13 protein-coding genes are annotated in these 16,614 nt (G+C 54.5%); 1 reads left to right on the top strand and 12 read right to left on the bottom strand.

The features are described from left to right. Positions 1-133 precede the first annotated feature (133 nt). The 10 genes from sufU to PXC00_RS01835 form a co-directional block, all read right to left on the bottom strand. Complete coding sequence (gene sufU / locus PXC00_RS01880) at positions 134-580, bottom strand: Fe-S cluster assembly sulfur transfer protein SufU (protein ID WP_275844495.1); 447 nt, start codon at positions 578-580, stop codon at positions 134-136. Then, positions 570-1,790 (bottom strand): SufS family cysteine desulfurase, encoded by a 1,221-nt coding sequence (locus tag PXC00_RS01875; RefSeq protein WP_275844496.1) that lies wholly within the window; start codon positions 1,788-1,790, stop codon positions 570-572. Before PXC00_RS01875 ends, sufU begins: the two co-directional genes overlap by 11 nt. Then, the gene (locus PXC00_RS01870) at positions 1,783-2,820 is read right to left on the bottom strand and encodes a SufB/SufD family protein (protein ID WP_275844497.1); all 1,038 of its coding nucleotides are present in this window, start codon (positions 2,818-2,820) and stop codon (positions 1,783-1,785) included. Before PXC00_RS01870 ends, PXC00_RS01875 begins: the two co-directional genes overlap by 8 nt. Before the next feature lie 53 nt (positions 2,821-2,873). After that, on the bottom strand, positions 2,874-4,283 hold the full coding sequence (gene sufB / locus PXC00_RS01865) for a Fe-S cluster assembly protein SufB (RefSeq protein ID WP_275844498.1): 1,410 nt from the start codon (positions 4,281-4,283) through the stop codon (positions 2,874-2,876). Next, positions 4,280-5,032, bottom strand: coding sequence for a Fe-S cluster assembly ATPase SufC (gene sufC, locus PXC00_RS01860; protein WP_275844499.1), 753 nt, complete (start codon positions 5,030-5,032; stop codon positions 4,280-4,282). The genes sufB and sufC overlap by 4 nt, the downstream gene beginning before the upstream one ends. A gap of 266 nt (positions 5,033-5,298) precedes the next feature. Then, entirely contained in the window at positions 5,299-6,345 is a 1,047-nt protein-coding gene (locus PXC00_RS01855; protein WP_275844500.1) for an NAD(P)-dependent alcohol dehydrogenase, read from the bottom strand. A 133-nt stretch (positions 6,346-6,478) separates the two neighbouring features. Continuing rightward, complete coding sequence (locus tag PXC00_RS01850) at positions 6,479-8,608, bottom strand: glycoside hydrolase family 3 C-terminal domain-containing protein (protein WP_275844501.1); 2,130 nt, start codon at positions 8,606-8,608, stop codon at positions 6,479-6,481. Positions 8,609-9,008: 400 nt separating this feature from the next. Further along, positions 9,009-10,658, bottom strand: a complete 1,650-nt coding sequence (locus tag PXC00_RS01845; RefSeq protein ID WP_275844502.1) for an ABC transporter substrate-binding protein — start codon at positions 10,656-10,658, stop codon at positions 9,009-9,011. A 70-nt stretch (positions 10,659-10,728) separates the two neighbouring features. Then, positions 10,729-11,652, bottom strand: a complete 924-nt coding sequence (locus PXC00_RS01840) for a carbohydrate ABC transporter permease (RefSeq protein ID WP_275844503.1) — start codon at positions 11,650-11,652, stop codon at positions 10,729-10,731. A gap of 16 nt (positions 11,653-11,668) precedes the next feature. After that, positions 11,669-12,640, bottom strand: coding sequence for an ABC transporter permease (locus PXC00_RS01835; RefSeq protein WP_275844504.1), 972 nt, complete (start codon positions 12,638-12,640; stop codon positions 11,669-11,671). Positions 12,641-13,083: 443 nt separating this feature from the next. On the opposite strand from PXC00_RS01835, the gene PXC00_RS01830 reads away from it, so the two are divergent. Then, positions 13,084-15,414 (top strand): helix-turn-helix domain-containing protein, encoded by a 2,331-nt coding sequence (locus PXC00_RS01830; RefSeq protein ID WP_275844505.1) that lies wholly within the window; start codon positions 13,084-13,086, stop codon positions 15,412-15,414. Positions 15,415-15,509: 95 nt separating this feature from the next. On the opposite strand, the gene PXC00_RS01825 is transcribed toward PXC00_RS01830, so the two are convergent. Both PXC00_RS01825 and PXC00_RS01820 read right to left on the bottom strand, forming a co-directional pair. Beyond that, entirely contained in the window at positions 15,510-16,064 is a 555-nt protein-coding gene (locus tag PXC00_RS01825) for a TetR/AcrR family transcriptional regulator C-terminal domain-containing protein (RefSeq protein WP_275844506.1), read from the bottom strand. Between the two features lie 69 nt (positions 16,065-16,133). Further along, positions 16,134-16,457 carry a HEAT repeat domain-containing protein gene (locus PXC00_RS01820; protein WP_275844507.1) on the bottom strand — a complete coding sequence of 108 codons (324 nt, stop codon included), beginning with the start codon at positions 16,455-16,457 and terminating at the stop codon, positions 16,134-16,136. Positions 16,458-16,614 lie beyond the last annotated feature (157 nt).

Raw genomic sequence — 16,614 nt, 5'->3', positions numbered from 1 at the left:
TTTTCGGAAAGCCGAAAATTCTTTTTTACCTGACAGTATACCACAAAAACCGCCGCAGGACAAACCCGCAAAGCGATGGGGCAGGCAAAAAAGACCGGCTCCCTATTCAGAAGCCGGTCTCTCTTCTATGATGTCAGGAATTTTGGCTGCTCTCTGCCTTTTTCACCGCATCCTGCAGGGTGTGCCAACCCAGCACCGCGCACTTGACACGCGCGGGCATATGGGAAATATCGCGAAACGCCTGTGCATCCTCCAGTTCCTCCAGCTGGTCATCGTCTGTCACTTCGCCTTTGATCATACCGAGGAACATCTCTGCCAGGTGCTGTGCTTCCGGCAGCGTCTTGCCCTTAATCAGGTCAATCATCATGGAAACGGAAGCCTGCGAAATTGCACAGCCGTCCCCCAGAAACGCCGCATCCTCAATCACGCCGTCCTTTACGCGCAGCTGCAGGGAAATCTCGTCGCCGCAGGAGGGGTTGACCCCCTCTACCACCTGGGTTGGCTGATCCACCACATACTTGTGCTCTTTGGAACGGCTATTTTCCGTAATAATCTGTGTATAAATTTGTTCAAGCCCCATAGCCTAACCACTTCCTCACTTTCTGTAAGCTTTCCACCAGGGCGTCCACATCCGCGCAGGTGTTGTACACAGCAAAGCTTGCACGGCAGCAGGCGGTCATCCCCAGGTGGTGCAGCAGCGGCTGCGCGCAGTGGTGGCCGGCACGCACACACACCGCATCCGCATCCAGAATACTCGCGACGTCGTGCGGATGTGCACCCTCCACATTAAACGCAATGGCGCCGGCGTGCTCCCCGGACGGCGTACCATACAGTTTCACATGCGGTACGTGCGAAAGCGCCTGCCACGCATAGCGGTACACCACCTGCTCACGCCGAGCAATCGTATCAAAGCCAATGCCCTGCATCCAGCGGATGGCAGCGGCAAGTCCGACTGCGCCGCCGGCATTCTGTGTACCGGCTTCAAACTTTTCGGGCAGGGGCGCCCAGGTGGCGTCCTGCTCCCGCACAGACTCAATCATATCGCCGCCGGTCAAAAACGGCGGCATGGCCTCCAGCAGTTCCTTTCTGCCCCACAGCACGCCGATGCCCAGCGGCGCATACAGCTTGTGCCCGGAAAAAGCAAGAAAGTCCACGCCGAGTTTCGCCACATCCAGCCGCAGGTGCGGGGCGCTCTGCGCGCAGTCCAGCACGCACAATGCCCCCACTTCATGCGCCCGCGCCGTAATTTTTTCTACCGGCGTAACCATGCCCAGCACATTGGAAACGTGCGTAAACGCCACCAGCTTGACCTCTTTGGTGATTTTTTGCTCGATTTCGCGGTCAGAGAGCAGGCCGTCCGGCCCGGTGTACAGAAATATCAGTTGTGCGCCTGTTGCGCGGCATACCTGCTGCCAGGGAATCAAGTTGCTGTGATGCTCCAAAATGGTTACCGCTACCTTGTCCCCCGCTTTCAGGTTCTGCAGCCCCCAGCTGTAGGCGATTAAATTCAGAGTTTCCGTTGCATTGCGTGTAAAAATGACCTCCTCGCGAGGCGCATTCAGGAAAGAAGCCACCTCTGTACGCGCATCTTCATAGGCAGCGGTTGCACGCTCCCCAAGCGCATAAACGCCGCGGTGTGGATTGGCGTTGTTCTGTTCGTAAAAATCGCGCACTGCGTCCAAAACCGTCTGCGGGCGCTGTGTGGTTGCGGCGCTGTCCAGATACACCAGGCGTTTTCCGTCCTGCTGCCGCTGCAGAAGCGGAAACTGTTTGACAATTTCGTCAGTCAAGCTGCATCCTCCTCCCCAGATACGCTTTCATTTCCTGCTGCAATGCTTCGTCCGGCACTTTCTCAATGACCGGTGCGAACTGTGCCTCAATCATCAGCTGTTTTGCCTGCGGCTCCGTCAGGCCGCGTGACTGCAGATAAAACAGGCGCTGCGCATTGATTTTTCCGATGGTAGCCGCGTGCTGTCCCTGCACATCTTCCTCGCTGCACAGGATCAGCGGCACTGTGCGGTTGCGCGCCTGGGGGCTAAACAGCAGGGTTTCCTCCGCTTCGTGTCCCTCGGAGCGCGACGCGCCGCGGATGAAGTCGATGGTGCCACGGTAAATCTTATCGCTTTTTCCCAGCAGCGCACCCGCCGCGTGCATTTCGCTGACGGTCTTTTTGCCGGTGTGGCGCGCAACGTAGTTAAGGTCCAGCTTGCGCGCCTCATCTCCAAAGTAAATGGTATCTGCGTCAAAGCGGCTGCGGTATCCCTCCAGCAGTGCCAGACAACCGGCAAACGCGCGCGCCGCGCCCAACTCCGCCTGCACCACCTCTACCTGCGCATTTTCCGCAAGCTGCACGCCGACATCGTTAAAGGAACGGCTGCCGCCGTTGAGCAGCTGCACCTGCACCAGACGAACCTTGGCGCCCGCATCCGCAATAATTTTGGTCAGTCCGCCGTGGAAGCAGGCGGTGTCATCCCCCGCAGTGTAGGACTGCAGAACCGTTACACGGCTGCCCGCATGGGCGTGAATCAGTGTGACGTCCACTACCGGCGTTTCGCCGGTCAAGGCATACCGCATGGATGTGGTGTCGGTATATTCCGTATTTTCTTCTGCTTCAATGCTATGAGAAACCGTGCAGTTCTGCACGGCGAAATCTTCCGCTTCCCTGCCCATGCCGGTTTCCACCTGCTGAAAGGCGGCAGAAATCTGCGGGGCGGCTGTTTTCGCCTGCGGGCGCTGTGCCAGAAACACCGAGCGGTTTACGCCCAGATGGTTCCACGTCAGCGCGGGCAGCGTATTGATATTTTTCAGTTGCTGTTCCATGTTACTCCTCCAACAAACGCAGTCCTGTCAGTTTGGAGCCGCTGCACCCTGCGTCAAATATTTCCGTCCATCTCCAGCTTAATCAGGTTGTTCATTTCCACCGCATACTCCAGCGGCAGCTCCTTGGCAATCGGCTCCGCAAAGCCGCTGACAATCATCGCGCGCGCATCCTCTTCGCTGATACCGCGGCTCATCAGGTAAAATACCGCTTCATCGCTGATGCGGCCGATTTTTGCCTCGTGGCCCACATCTGATTCATCGTTTTGGATGTCCATTGCCGGAATGGTGTCGGAACGGGAAATGCTGTCCAGCATCAGGGAGTCGCAGGAAACCGCAGATTTGCTGCCGACCGCATCCTTTCCGATGGTCACAGCACTGCGGTAAGTACACTCGCCGCCGTCCTTGGAAATGGACTTGGTAACAATGTGCGAGCTGGTGTGCGGCGCGGCGTGCACCACCTTGGCGCCGGTGTCCAGCTGCTGTCCCTTGCCGGCAAAGGTGATGCCGGTATACTCCATGCGCGCACCCTCGCCCTGCAGAATACTCATCGGGTACAGGTACGACGTATGGGAACCAAAAGAGCCGGACACCCACTCGATGGCGCCGCCCTTTTTCACCAGCGCACGCTTGGTGTTGAGGTTATACATATTTTTGGACCAGTTTTCAATGGTAGAGTAGCGCAGACGCGCGCCCTCCTCCACAAACAGCTCCACGCAGCCCGCGTGCAGATTGGCAACGTTGTACTTCGGCGCGGAGCAGCCCTCGATGAAGTGCAGGTATGCGCCCTTGTCCACAATAATCAGCGTGTGCTCAAACTGACCCGCGCCCGGCGCGTTCAGCCGAAAGTAAGACTGCAGCGGAATTTCCACAGAAACGCCTTTTGGCACATACACAAACGAACCGCCAGACCAAACCGCACCGTGCAGCGCCGCAAACTTGTGGTCTGACGGGGGCACCAGCTTCATAAAATGCTCGCGCACCATGTCGGCATACTCGCCCTTGAGCGCGCTTTCCATGTCGGTGTAAACCACACCCTGTGCGGCAACTTCTGCGCGCACGTTATGGTATACAACTTCGGAGTCATACTGCGCGCCCACGCCTGCCAGCGACTTGCGCTCCGCTTTCGGGATGCCCAGCCGCTCAAACGTGTTTTTGATGTCGTCCGGCACTTCGCTCCATTTGCCGCGCATCGGCGTATCCGGGCGCACATAGGTGATAATATCTCTCATGTTAAGGTCGTCAATGGGCGGCCCCCACTCCGGCACGGAAAGTCGGTTGTACGCTTCCAGTGACTTGAGCCGGAAGTCACGCATCCAGTCCGGGTCACCCTTTTCGCGGCTGATCTGCTCCACGATTTCCGGCGTCAGACCCGCGTCGGTTTCGTAGGAGGGGTGCACCGCGTCTTTAAAATCATACAGGCTGCGGTCCACATCCGCAATCTGTGTTTTCAGCGGTTTGCTCATTGCGCGGCACCTTCTTCCAAACGGTGGAAGCCCTCGCGGGAAATCTCCTCAATGAGTTCCGGCCCACCGGTATGAATGATTTTTCCGTCTGCCAGCACATGGACGTAATCCACGTGCAGTCCCTCCAGAATCTTTGCATTGTGCGTAATAATCAGCAGAGCGTTTTCTTTGTTTTTGTAGCGGCGGATGCCCTCGGACACAACGCGCACCGCGTCCACATCCAAGCCGGAGTCGGTTTCGTCCAAAATTGCCAGCTTCGGCTGCAGAATCAGCATCTGCAGAATTTCCGCTTTCTTTTTTTCGCCGCCGGAAAAGCCGACGTTCAGGTAGCGGTGGGCGTAGGCTTCGTCCATCTGCAGTGCTTCCATGGTTTTCTTCAGTTCCTTCTGAAACGCAAACACTTTAAGCGGTTTGCCGGTAATGGCTGTTTTGCTGACGCGCAGGAAGTCCTCCAGCGTAACACCGGGCACCTCTTCCGGACTTTGGAAAGAATAGAAGATACCGCGGCGCGCGCGCGCGTCTGTTTTTTCCGCGGTGATGTCTGCGCCGTCAAACGTAATGGAACCGGCGTCCACCTGATACTCCGGATTGCCCAGAATCACATTACCGAGCGTCGATTTTCCCGCGCCGTTCGGCCCCATGATCACGTGGGTTTCGCCGGGGGCCACCGTGAGATTCAGCCCACTCAGGATTTCCTTTCCCTCCACGCTTGCGTGTACTCCGCTGACTTCCAATAAATTTTTCGACATATGCCTGCACTCCTCACTGCGATATATCAGTAATTTAATATGTACTAATTTAGTATATTATTATTGTACCCGCTTTCCGCAAAAAATCAAGTCCTTTTCACACTTTTGGCAAATTATTTTCGGGCTTATGCGCGCTTTTCCCCACAGCAGCATTTCCGTTTTTCCGCCCAAACATACAAAAAAAGCAGACGCGCCGCCTGTTCTGCGGAGTGCTGCCTTTTTGTATGTTTGGATGTACCGGAGCGCACACAGACAAACCGATGGATTTATTTGGTGAAATCCAGAACGATTTTTGTGACGTCCGCTTTGTGGTCGATGTTGTACTGCATGGCTTCCTGCGCATGGTCAAACGGGAAGGTGTCGGAAACAATTTTCTCAATCGGAATGTCGCCGCACGCAACCGCGCTGATGGCAGTCGGATACAGGTTGCAGTAGCGGAACACGCTTTTGATGGTTGCCTCTTTGTCCATAATATTGCCGAAATTATAAGAAAACTCCGGCTTCGGCGTCATGCCGACCAAAGTAATGGTGCCGCCGCGCCGAACCAGAAAGGAAGTCATCATCGCCGTAACCGGACTGCCGGCGGTTTCAAAGACCAGGTCAGCGCCCGCGCCATCTGTCAGCGAGAGAACCGCCTGCTCCACGTCCGTTTCCCCGCTGTTAATAACCGCGGAGGCACCCAGCTCTTTGGCTTTTTCCAGACGCTTGGGGAGAAGATCTGCCACAATCACCTTTTTGACGCCCATGCTGTGCAGCGCCATCATGGTCACCAGACCAATGCAGCCCGCGCCCAGCACAACGGCACTCTGCCCGACAGACGCGCCAGACTGCTTTGCCGCGTGGAAACCGACTGCCAGCGGCTCAATCAGCGCGCCCGCCATGGTGCTCATGCCGTCCGGCAGCAAAAAGGTCAGTGCCTCCGGATGCACCACATACTCCTGAAACGCCCCGTCATACGGCGGGGTCGCCATAAAACGGACATCCGGGCAAAGATTATACCTGCCCGAAAGGCAGTATTCGCACTTGCCGCAGGGAACCCCCGGCTCCAGCGCAACCCGGTCGCCCACTTTGCATTTTTTGACTGCCGAACCGACAGCCGTCACCGTACCGCCGCATTCATGCCCCAGAACGATTGGTTTTTTCACCACAAAATTTCCCACGCGCCCAAATTCAAAGTAATGCACGTCGGAACCGCAGATGCCCACGTATTCCACTTTGACCTGCACCTCATCCGGTTTGGGCTGGGGCCTTTCCCGCTGCTGCAATTCTATTTTTCCAATGTTTGTCAGAACAGCGGCTTTCATCATTTCCATATTCTAGTGACCTCCTGAAAGGAAAGATTGCGCGGGAACCCCCGCGCGGAAAATTCAAGGGGTACATCCGAACAGAGCATTTCGGGCAAGCACGTTTGCCTGCGCGGCGGCTGAAACAACGGAAAGAAGGAGCTTAGCCCTCCAACAGCACTTGTGCGGCAAGCACCGCTGTGCCGGTCAGTTCCTCGCTGCGCGGGTCAGGCTGGCTGCCGCCTGCGTAAACAGTAAACGCACCCGGCTCATAAACTCTACTGCCGTCCTCCTTGACCAGACGGAAAGCTTCCGGACAAACCGCAAAGTGCAGTGTCCGGCTTTCACTTGCTTCCAGATGGGTGTGCACAAATCCGCAGAGGCTGCAATTCGGCACACGCACGCTGGCTTCCTGATCCTTGATATAAAGTTCTGTCACTTCATCCGCGGCACGGCTGCCGACATTGGTCACCGTAACCTGCACCTGCACGCCCTCGCCAGGCTTGATGCGGTCTGCAGACAGCTGCAAGTCGCTGTAGCGGAACGTGGTGTAGGAAAGGCCGTAGCCGAACGGGTACAGCGGCGTACCGTGGAAGTATCGGTATGTGCGGTTTTCCATGGAGTAGTCCTCAAAGGCAGGCAGCTGGTCGTCACTGGCATAGAAAGTGACTGGCAGCTTGCCGCACGGCACGCTGGCGCCGAAGAGCAGTTCCGCCAAAGCCTGTCCGCCGTGGGAACCACTGTACCAAACCTGCAGAATCGCCGCGCAGTGTTTATCTGCCCAGCGCAGATCCAGCGCACTGCCACAGTTCAGCACCAGTACAACCGGCGTGCCGGTTTCACAGACGGCGCGCAGCAGCTTTTCCTGGGATTCCGGCAGCTGCAGCGTTTTTTTGTCGCCGGAGGCAAACGCATTGCCGGTGTCGCCCTCTTCGCCCTCAATGGTAGCGTCCAGCCCCAGGCACAGCACCACAACATCCGAGTGACGTGCCACGGTCAGCGCTTCGCTCATGCGGTCATCCTGCCGCGCCAAATTGGAGGTGCGGTCCTCAAACAGGTGGCAGCCCTCGGAATACAGCACGCGCGCTTTGTCCCCGACGAAGTCACGGATGCCGCGCAGGTTGGTTTCAAAGCAGGATGCCGTCCCGTAATAGTTGCCGCGCAGAGCTTCAATGCTGTCCGCGTTCGGGCCGATTACGCCGACGGTCTTCACGGTGTCGAGTGAAAGTGGCAGAACGCCGTCATTTTTGAGCAGCACTGCGGACTTGCGGCTCATGCGCAGGGACGCTTCGTTGTGCACCTTGCTGTCGTTGACTTCATACGGAATCTCATCATACGGGCAGTCCTTTGCAAACATACCCAGTTTGCAGCGCGTGGTCATCACATGAACGGCGGCGGTGCGGATTTCCTCTTCCGTAACCAGTCCTTTTTCATACGCTTCCATGATGTGCGGATAGGTGTCGCCGCAGTTGAGGTCGCAGCCCTTGTGCAGCGCCAGCGCGGCGGTTTCCCAAACATCCTTTGTCACCTGGTGGCCGTTATAAAAGTCACGCAGCGCCCACGCGTCCGAAACAAAATGACCCTTAAAGTGCCACTTACCGTACAGAGTGTCCTGCATCAGCTCGGTCTGCGCACAGCAAGGCTCGCCATTCGTGCGATTGTAAGCGCCCATGACCGCCTCGACACCGGCTTCGCACACCAGCTTTTCAAAAGCCGGCAGATAGGTGTCCCACAAATCCTGCTCGGAAACTTTGGCGTCAAAGGAATGCCGCACAGCCTCCGGGCCGCTGTGCACCGCAAAATGCTTGGCGCAGGCGGCAGCCTTCATGTACGGGCCGTCCCCCTGCAGCGCCTTGACGTATGCGGCGCCCAGCTGCGCGGTCAGATACGGGTCTTCGCCGTAAGTTTCCTGGCCGCGGCCCCAGCGTGGGTCACGGAAGATGTTGATGTTCGGCGCCCAGAATGTCAGGCCCTTGTAAATATCGCGGTCGCCGGACTTGGACTGCTCGTTGTACTTCGCGCGTCCCTCCTCGGCGATGATGCCCGCCATGTTTGCAATTTCTTCCTCGTCAAACATGGCTGCAAGACCGATGGCCTGCGGAAACATGGTTGCCGTGCCGGCGCGCGCAACACCATGCAGTGCTTCGTTCCACCAGTTGTAAGCGGGAATGTCCAGCCGCTCAATCGGTGCGGAGTCGAAAAAAATCTGAGAAGCGGCTTCTTCCAGTGTCATTTTTGAAACAAGCGCCTGTGCCTGTTTTTCAAACTCCTGCTGTCTGTCCTGATAGTTCATGCTTTACCTCCTGAAATGTTAGCCTGTAAAAAGGCCCTTCCGCCTGCGGCGGAAAGTACGTTTGTCCGCGGGGGCAGCGTTCTGCCGCCAGCTGTCCGTCTGACGTCTTTTTCTGTGCGGAACCCCCGCATTCCGCCGTCTGCGTGCAGGGTCTTTACACGGCGGTTTTTCCTTTGAAAAAAGACATTTTTCATTGTACACCAGGCGCAAATTTCTGTATACCTAATAATCTATACACTTTTCCCGGTAATTCAATAGAATTTTCTGTCATCCTGTGCGAAAATGCTGCACTCTCACGGATTCAGCCACATTTTGCGGACAAAAAAAGGGAGTGCGGCACACGCGCCCGTACTCCCCCATTCTCAGGCCTTTACAGACCGACAGCAGAGAAAAGCCGCCCTCAGTCTTTGTTCAGGACATCCTTGGTTTCGTCGTAAGTCTTGTTAATCATATCCACCAGCTTCTGGCTGCCCTTCTGCTCGCAGCTCTTTAAGAAGCTGTCCCAATCTTTGTTGATATCCGCTGTGCCCAAAATGAACTTCTGTGTCATGGAATCCACATAGTCAGTCAGCGGGTTGATAATGGAGTTAGCCTGCTCGCGCTCGTCATCAGTAAAGAGTACCGGAGGCGTTGCTTTCTTCAGCTTGAGCTTTTCGCTGTTGGTAGTAAAGTACGCTTTCTCCTGGTCGTTGCGCAGGCTGTTTTCCAGATCCAGAGAACCGCCGTAAGAGAACACGCCGCCGGAGAAGCCGTAATCCTTGCGCAGGTCCTTTTTGCCGGAAGGATTGATGCCGTTAAAGGTGATACCGGACTCCAGTGTTTTGGTATTGTTCTTTTCGGTGTAGGTAGTACCCTCGACACCCCACTTGGTCAGCGTCTGACCGGCATCGCTGTACCAGAGCCAGTCGATAAAGCCGAGAATATCATCGCAGCGCGGGTCGTCAGCAATGGAGGCATTCAGCATGATGCCGTTTTCCAGGCGGCTGCCGGAAACCTCCGCACCTGCTTCGCCGGTCGGCGGAACAATCTGCTCCAGCGAGAATTTACCCTTACCGAGCGATTCATTCATGGTGTCGGTCAGCTGCTGGGTAAACTGTGTGTTGGTGTTCATGACAAAGCTGTCACCCTTCGTGAACTTCGCGGTAGCCTGGTCGTCTGTTTGAGAGAAGCTTTCAGGATCCATCAGCTTTTCCGCAACCAGTTTGTGCATATAGGTGACAAAATCTTTGTAATTCTGCGTGGCGGGATTGAATACAGCCTTTTTGGTCGTCCAGTCATAGCCGCAGTAGTTTCCCTTGCTCCAGCCGGCGCCCACGTTAAAGGCATCTGCCACCAGACTCAGGGTGCTGTCGCCCTTGAAGCGGTCAGAGAACGGATACTTGTTCGGGTACTTCGCCTTGATAGCCTTCAGTACATTGTAAAATTCATCGTAAGTGGTCGGCACCTTTAGGTTCAATTCTTTGAGTACATCGGTGCGAATCAGGTAGGAATAATCGATTTTCGCCTTTTCATGCAAACCGGGCAGCACATAATACTTGCCATCGCGCTGCATGATACTCTTGAGTTCGTCCTTCATATCCCACTTTTCGACTTTTTCTTTGTAGTTCGGCATCTTGTCAATGTAATCGCTGACCGGCAGGATGGTGCCGGACGGAATGAACTGCGTTTCGCTGCCGGGATATGTTTTCGGGATAATCTGCGGGGCGTCACCGGAGCTGATGAGCAAGCTGCGCTTCGCGTCGTAGTCGCTCATGGCTACGCTCTGATACTTGATGGTGACATTGGTTGCCTTTTTGATGGCATTCCAAAGCAGCCAGTCGTTTTTCAGCGGATACGCCGGGTTGTCGTTGTACAGCATGGTCACGGTCAGCGGTTCATCCACCCAGAACTTGTCACCGGCCTTTCTGGTGGTGGTCGCCGAGGTGGTTGACGCGGCGGTTCCGCCGCTCTGGCTGCTTTCTGTTTTGCTGTCGCCGCAGCCCGCCAGCGTGCCCATTGTCATAACGGCGGCAAGCGCTAAGCTGACTGCTTGTTTCGTGCCTTTTCTCATGGCTAAAACTCCTCCTTAAGGAAATGTATGAAGACAGGCGTGCGGGTGCAGCGCCTGTTTCAGGCCAGACTCACTCTTTGACTGCGCCCAGCAGCACACCGGACACAAAGTATTTCTGCAGGAACGGGTAAATGCACACAATGGGCAGAACAGTCAGCACCATGGTGGTGGACTTGATGTTAGAGGCAATCTGCTGGGCCTCCATATCGTCCTGCACACCGCCGCTGGTCGCCGAAGCGCCTGCAATCAGGTTGCGCAGATACAGGGTAACCGGCTGCAGGTTTTTATCATCCAGATACAGCATGGGGCCAAACCAGTTGTTCCAGTTGCCAACGGCATAAAACAGCACCATCGTGGCGATAATCGCACTGGAAAGCGGAATCACAATGCGGAAGAAAATTCCGTATGTACTCAGGCCGTCCACAGCTGCGGCTTCTTCCAGCTCCTTGGGCAGCTGCTCAAAGGAAGTTTTCATAATCAGCAGGTTAAAGGTGCTGATGGCGCCGGGAATCACAATCGCCCAAATGGTATTTTTCATGTGCAGGCTGTTCACCAGCAGGTAGTTTGGAATCAAGCCGCCGCCAAAATACATGGTAAACACGGCAAACAGCGTAAAGAACCGGTTTCCGATCAGGTTCTTTTTGGAAAGCGGATAAGCAAACATCATGGTCATCGCCAAATTGATGGCAGTGCCAACCACGGTGTAAAGCACCGTGTTGCCGTAACCAATCCAGAACTGCTGGTCTGCCATCACAATTTTGTAAGTGTCTACGTTGAACCCTTTGGGTATCAGCGTAACCTCGCCGGCGTAAATATATTTCTGTGCGCTGAACGACTGCGCCACCAGATAAAGCACCGGATACAGGGTAATCATCACCACAAGCAGCAGAAGAATTACATTGAACACCTGAAACACCCGGTAGCCCTTTGTCGGCTTCATGCCGGAGTAGCCTTTTTCCCGTTTTGCGGTTTTTACCGCACTGATTGAAGGCATAAATCAAACATCTCCTTTACCAAAGACTGGAGTCCGTCAGCTTGCGCGAAAGGTAATTGGCAAGCGACACCAGAATCAGACCGATAATCGACTCGAACAAACCGATGGCTGCCGCATAGCTGTAGCTGTTCTGCGTAAGGCCGATACGGTACACATAAGAGGAAATCACGTCTGCCGTTTCGTAGGTAGAAGGATTGTACATCAAAATGATCTGCTCAAAGGAAACGCCCATGATGCTGCCGATGCTCAGCACCAGCAGGGTCACGATTGTCGGGCGGATGCCGGGCAGCGTTACGTGCAGCGTTTGTTTCCAGCGGTTGGCGCCGTCAATTCTCGCCGCCTCGTAAAGATCCGGATTCACCGCGGTCAGCGCCGCGAGGTACATAATGGTGCCCCAGCCGGTGGACTGCCACACCCTGGAAATGATATACACGCTGTGAAAGTACTTCGGGTCCTGCATAAAGGAAACGGCTGAGCCGCCCATTGCTTTCACCAGGCTGTTAATAGGGCCGCTGCTGGCTGTGAACTCAAAAATAATGCCGACCAGCATAACTGTGGAAACAAAATGCGGCAGGTAAGAAGCTGTCTGTACAAAGGACTTAAACTTCAGATTGCGCAGTTCGTTAAGCAGCAGCGCCAGAATAATCGGCGCCGGAAAGGTAAAAATCAGCGTTTCCACCGACAGCGTAATGGTGTTCAAAAAAATGTGCCAGAAGCTGGGGTCCTGAATGAACATATTGAAATACTTCAAGCCGACCCACTTAACGCCGAAAATAGACTTGGCGGGCACATACTTCCGGAAAGCAATTACGTTGCCGACCATCGGCAGATACTTAAAGATGAGAAAATAGACGACCGGAATCACCAGGAACGTATACAGCTGCCAATCCTTGCGGATTCGCTTCCACTTCTGCTTTCTGTCTGGCCCGCTTCCCCGCGCTCTGCCCGCAGGCTTCTGCACACGGCCGGCTGCAACTGACTGTGCCATGTTTCTTGTCCTCCCATCGGCAGCACCGCCCAATGGCTTTCGGCGTGCTGCAGGTTTATAGTAGTGTAAATGCATTTTCGCGGTGCGGCGGGCCGCCGTGCGTCCCCTGCACCGCTGATTTCAGCATAGCAGGCATTACGTTCAAATTCCAGTAACAGTTTCTTCACAGATTGCAGATTTCCGCCTACAGAACAAAGCAGTTTTCGCGCACATTGCATTTTCGTTTTTGGCAGATCTGCCGTTTTGATTGCAGCTTTCCGCCAGATAACAATTTTCTTTTTCATGTCTAGGAATTGACTTTTTCAGGGAAGTCCTTTATACTTTTCGTATATCTGCAACAAAAGCTGCCTGCGTATTGGTGGATTTCTTTACAAAATTACAGGCAGAATGCAATGCAAACGAAACTTTCCGCACATTTCTGCGGTATTGAGAGGGTTTTGCTAATGAAATTGCCGAAACTTCGGGGTCTGTGGAAAAAGGTGCGCAGCACGCTGGCGGGCTACCGACCGTACCGTTACTTTTTTATCTGCCTGCTGCTGCCCATTGCAATTCTTGCAACGTTTTCAGCTGTGTATTACTGCAATTATACCCTCCGCACGCGTGCAGACCTGCAAAGCGAAGCGCAGCACCGGCTGTCCAGTGCAAGCACGTTTTTGGACAATACCGTTAAAAAAATTCAAGTCAACTCTCGCCTGCTCATCAACACCGAAAGCTTTTACAACCTGTTCTACAACATGGCCAGCAAGGACGATGCCCCTACGGTTTACGACGCCACCAAAGCTCTGGTCAACTACAACGCCACCCTGGATCTGGTGGACAGTTCCTTTGTGTACTTGCGGGGGCAGAAGACGGTGCTCAGCGGCGAGGGGCTGACGAATGCGGACAATTTCTTTACCCAAAGCTGCATTTTCTCCGACTACAGCGCCCACTACTGGGCTACTTACGAAGGCGCCTCCTACTCCTTTGCCATCAACACCCCCACCACCATTGAGCACAAGCCCTCTACCAGTGCTTCCAGCATCACCTGGCACCGCGTCATTCCGGTGCTGACCGATGCGCTGACCGAATCCAAAAGTCAAAACCTGTTTGTTGTATGTCTGAATCAGGATATGGTAGAAAAGACCCTGCAGAGCTACCGAAAAAGCGAGGATGAAGTGCTGGTCGTTGCCGATAAAAAAGGAACCATCATAGCCTCGACAGATACAGACAAAGCCACCGCGTTCCTCGGCAATCAAACGGTGCAGCACCGCTTTTTGGATGCGGGCAGCACCGGCTGCCTGGAGCTTTCCCTGCAGGGAAAACGCTATGTCGTCAACTCCGGCGCTTCCAACTTCTCCTATGCTCACTACCGCTTTTTGTCCTTTACACCGAAGACTTCATTTTACAGCACCATGCAGTCCATGAATCTGTTTTTCATTACAATTATCCTGCTGACTGCCGCCATTTTCGGTGCGTTGTTCTATGTTTTTCACAGCTACATCCTCCGCCCGATGAAAACGCTTATCGGCAGCATTGCCCACAAAGGAAAAGAAGCCGGCACCGGCGATGCAAACATTGTGGACTTTCTGGCAGACCGCGTTGGCGATATGCAGAAAGACATCTCCACATTTGTTCCCATTCTCTCCGAGCAGCATCTGGTCAACCTCATGACCAATCCGGATGCTGCCGCGCGGGAGCTGCCCTACGGAGACAACAGTGTAGACAGCCTGCCGCACGCGCACTTCTGCGTTGCCGTATTGCAAACGCAGTTCAGCAACGCGTTCCGCAGTGCCTTTACGGATGAAGATCGGCACAAAATTCTGAAGTTTCTGCTGCAGGCTTTAAAGGTGCAGCTGAGCAAGGGCTACGTTTGCCACGTAATCAACCTGCAGAAAAACCAGATTGGCATCATTCTGAACATTGCCGACCAGTTTCAGGCGGAGCAGCTGGTACCGGAGCTTGCCACTGTTTTCGGCTTCTTTCAGTATGACAGTGCCCTAATCAGCTTTTCCGCCGGCATCAGCCGCAGCTGTGTGGAACTTTCGCGCCTGCACGAAGCTTATCAGGAAGCACGCGCCGCCCTAAACACCGTGCCGGACGGCAGCCCGCCGGAGCGCTGTGTGCAAATCTACAGCGGCAGCGGAGACCGCGTGTACTTTTCCTTTACGACTGCACAGGACAACCAACTGTACTACGCCGTTTTGCAGGGACACTGTGCAGAGGCACACGCGGTTCTCGACACCATTTTAAAGCAGAACGCCGCCCGCAGCCTGCCGCACAGCGAGTCTGTGAAACTCTGGCAGTATCTGTTTGCCTGTATTCTGCGCGCGGTCAAAACCGGCAGTCTGCCCCTGCCGTGGAGTAAGGACTTTCCCGACCTTTCCGGAGAATTTGATTTTGCCGACTCCGGTACGACCGCACAGTTCCTGCATGAGCTGATTGACCGCACCGCACAGAAAGCCGATGCTCACCGGCAGTTTTCTATCGACGAAGTCACCGACTTCATCGACACACACTACCAGGATGACCTGTATCTAGAGGCAGTCGCGGAAAAATTTGGCGTTACGGACAAATACCTTTCCAGAGCCTTCAAGGAAAGCGTCCACATCAATTTTCACGATTACCTCAACCGCGCGCGCATGGATGCCGCCAAAAAGCTGCTGGTCACCACCAGAAAAAGTGTCACAGAGGTTGGGCAGGCAGTGGGCTTCAACACGCACAGCACCTTTTTCCGTGTATTTAAGGCGCTTGAGGGTGTCAGCCCCACGGATTACCGCCGGTTGAACCGCCCCTGACCGCACCCGCACATAAAAACATCCCCGCCAAAGTGAAAGTTCACCTTGGTGGGGATGTTTTGATTCTGTTTTGCAAAGCAGGTACAGCCTCTGCGTCAGTATTGGTACCGTTTAATAGCCATGCTCAGCTGCCCTTCCATCAGGGTGCCCAGTTCCTGCACCAGCGCTTCCGGTTTCGCCTGCATACCCGAGCGCATCCAGTCGGTCAGCATCCCGGTAATGGCAAATGTGAAGAATTGAACAATAAAGGTTTTGTCCGTTTCACGAAGCCGATAGCCTTCCGAAAGTTCGTCCATCACACTGGAAAGCAGCGCGGAGGTCGCATTGTTTAAAAAGGACTCCAGCTGCTCACGCCCCAACGAGCGAAACGCATTCACACAGAATGCACTGTTTTTCTGCACGTACTGCAGGATTTTAAGCAGGCCCTTCTGCCAAGTGTCATAGCTCTGACAGTCCAGAATGGCATCATAAGCCTCGGTCTGAAAAATCCAGCCGAGCAGGTCGTAAATATCGCGGAAATGGTAGTAAAAGGTCTGGCGGTTCACACCGCAGTTCTCCACTAACTCTTTTACGGTGATTTTGTCCAAAGGCCGGTGAAGCATCAGTTTTTTCAGCGAATTGGCAAGCGCCAGTTTGGTAATGCTGGACAACCGGCCACCTCCTTTTGCATATCCTCTGCGGAGAAAGGAAACACGCGCCCCAACCGGTGCAGACAAGCCTTACTGGCGGGCGCGCACCTGGCGAACAGCTTCCCGGATTGCCTCTGCCAGGCGGGTGTTCTCCTTGGGGGTCTGGCTGAGCAGCAGCTGCAGCTTTGCCGTGGTATGATCGTCTGCCACTTTGCCGAGCGACTCCACCGCAGCCACCTGCACATCGGCGTCCTCGTCCTGCATCAGCGCCACCAACATATTGACGGTTTCGTCCGCAGAAACCAGCCCACATGCCTTCGCAAGTTCCAAACGTTCTTCCTGGCTGCCGGTCAGATATTTTTTCTTAAGCTTGTCCCAGTGTTTCTTTTCTACCAGTTTTTCAATATCAGCCATCTTGAACCCTCCAAATTATAATAAAATTTTTAGAAAGATGCAACCGTACCGGCGGAAAAGTATTGTTTTTTCCGTGCGACTGCAATTAAGGTTCAGAATACCACTAAATATCACATGATTTTTGAAGATACTTTATACATTTTATGAACACTGCATC

The organism is Caproicibacterium argilliputei (assembly GCF_029211325.2).
GTDB lineage: Bacteria > Bacillota > Clostridia > Oscillospirales > Acutalibacteraceae > Caproicibacterium > Caproicibacterium argilliputei.
The sequence above is the reverse complement of the archived record's forward strand: the minus strand, read 5'-3'. Positions and strand labels throughout refer to the sequence as shown.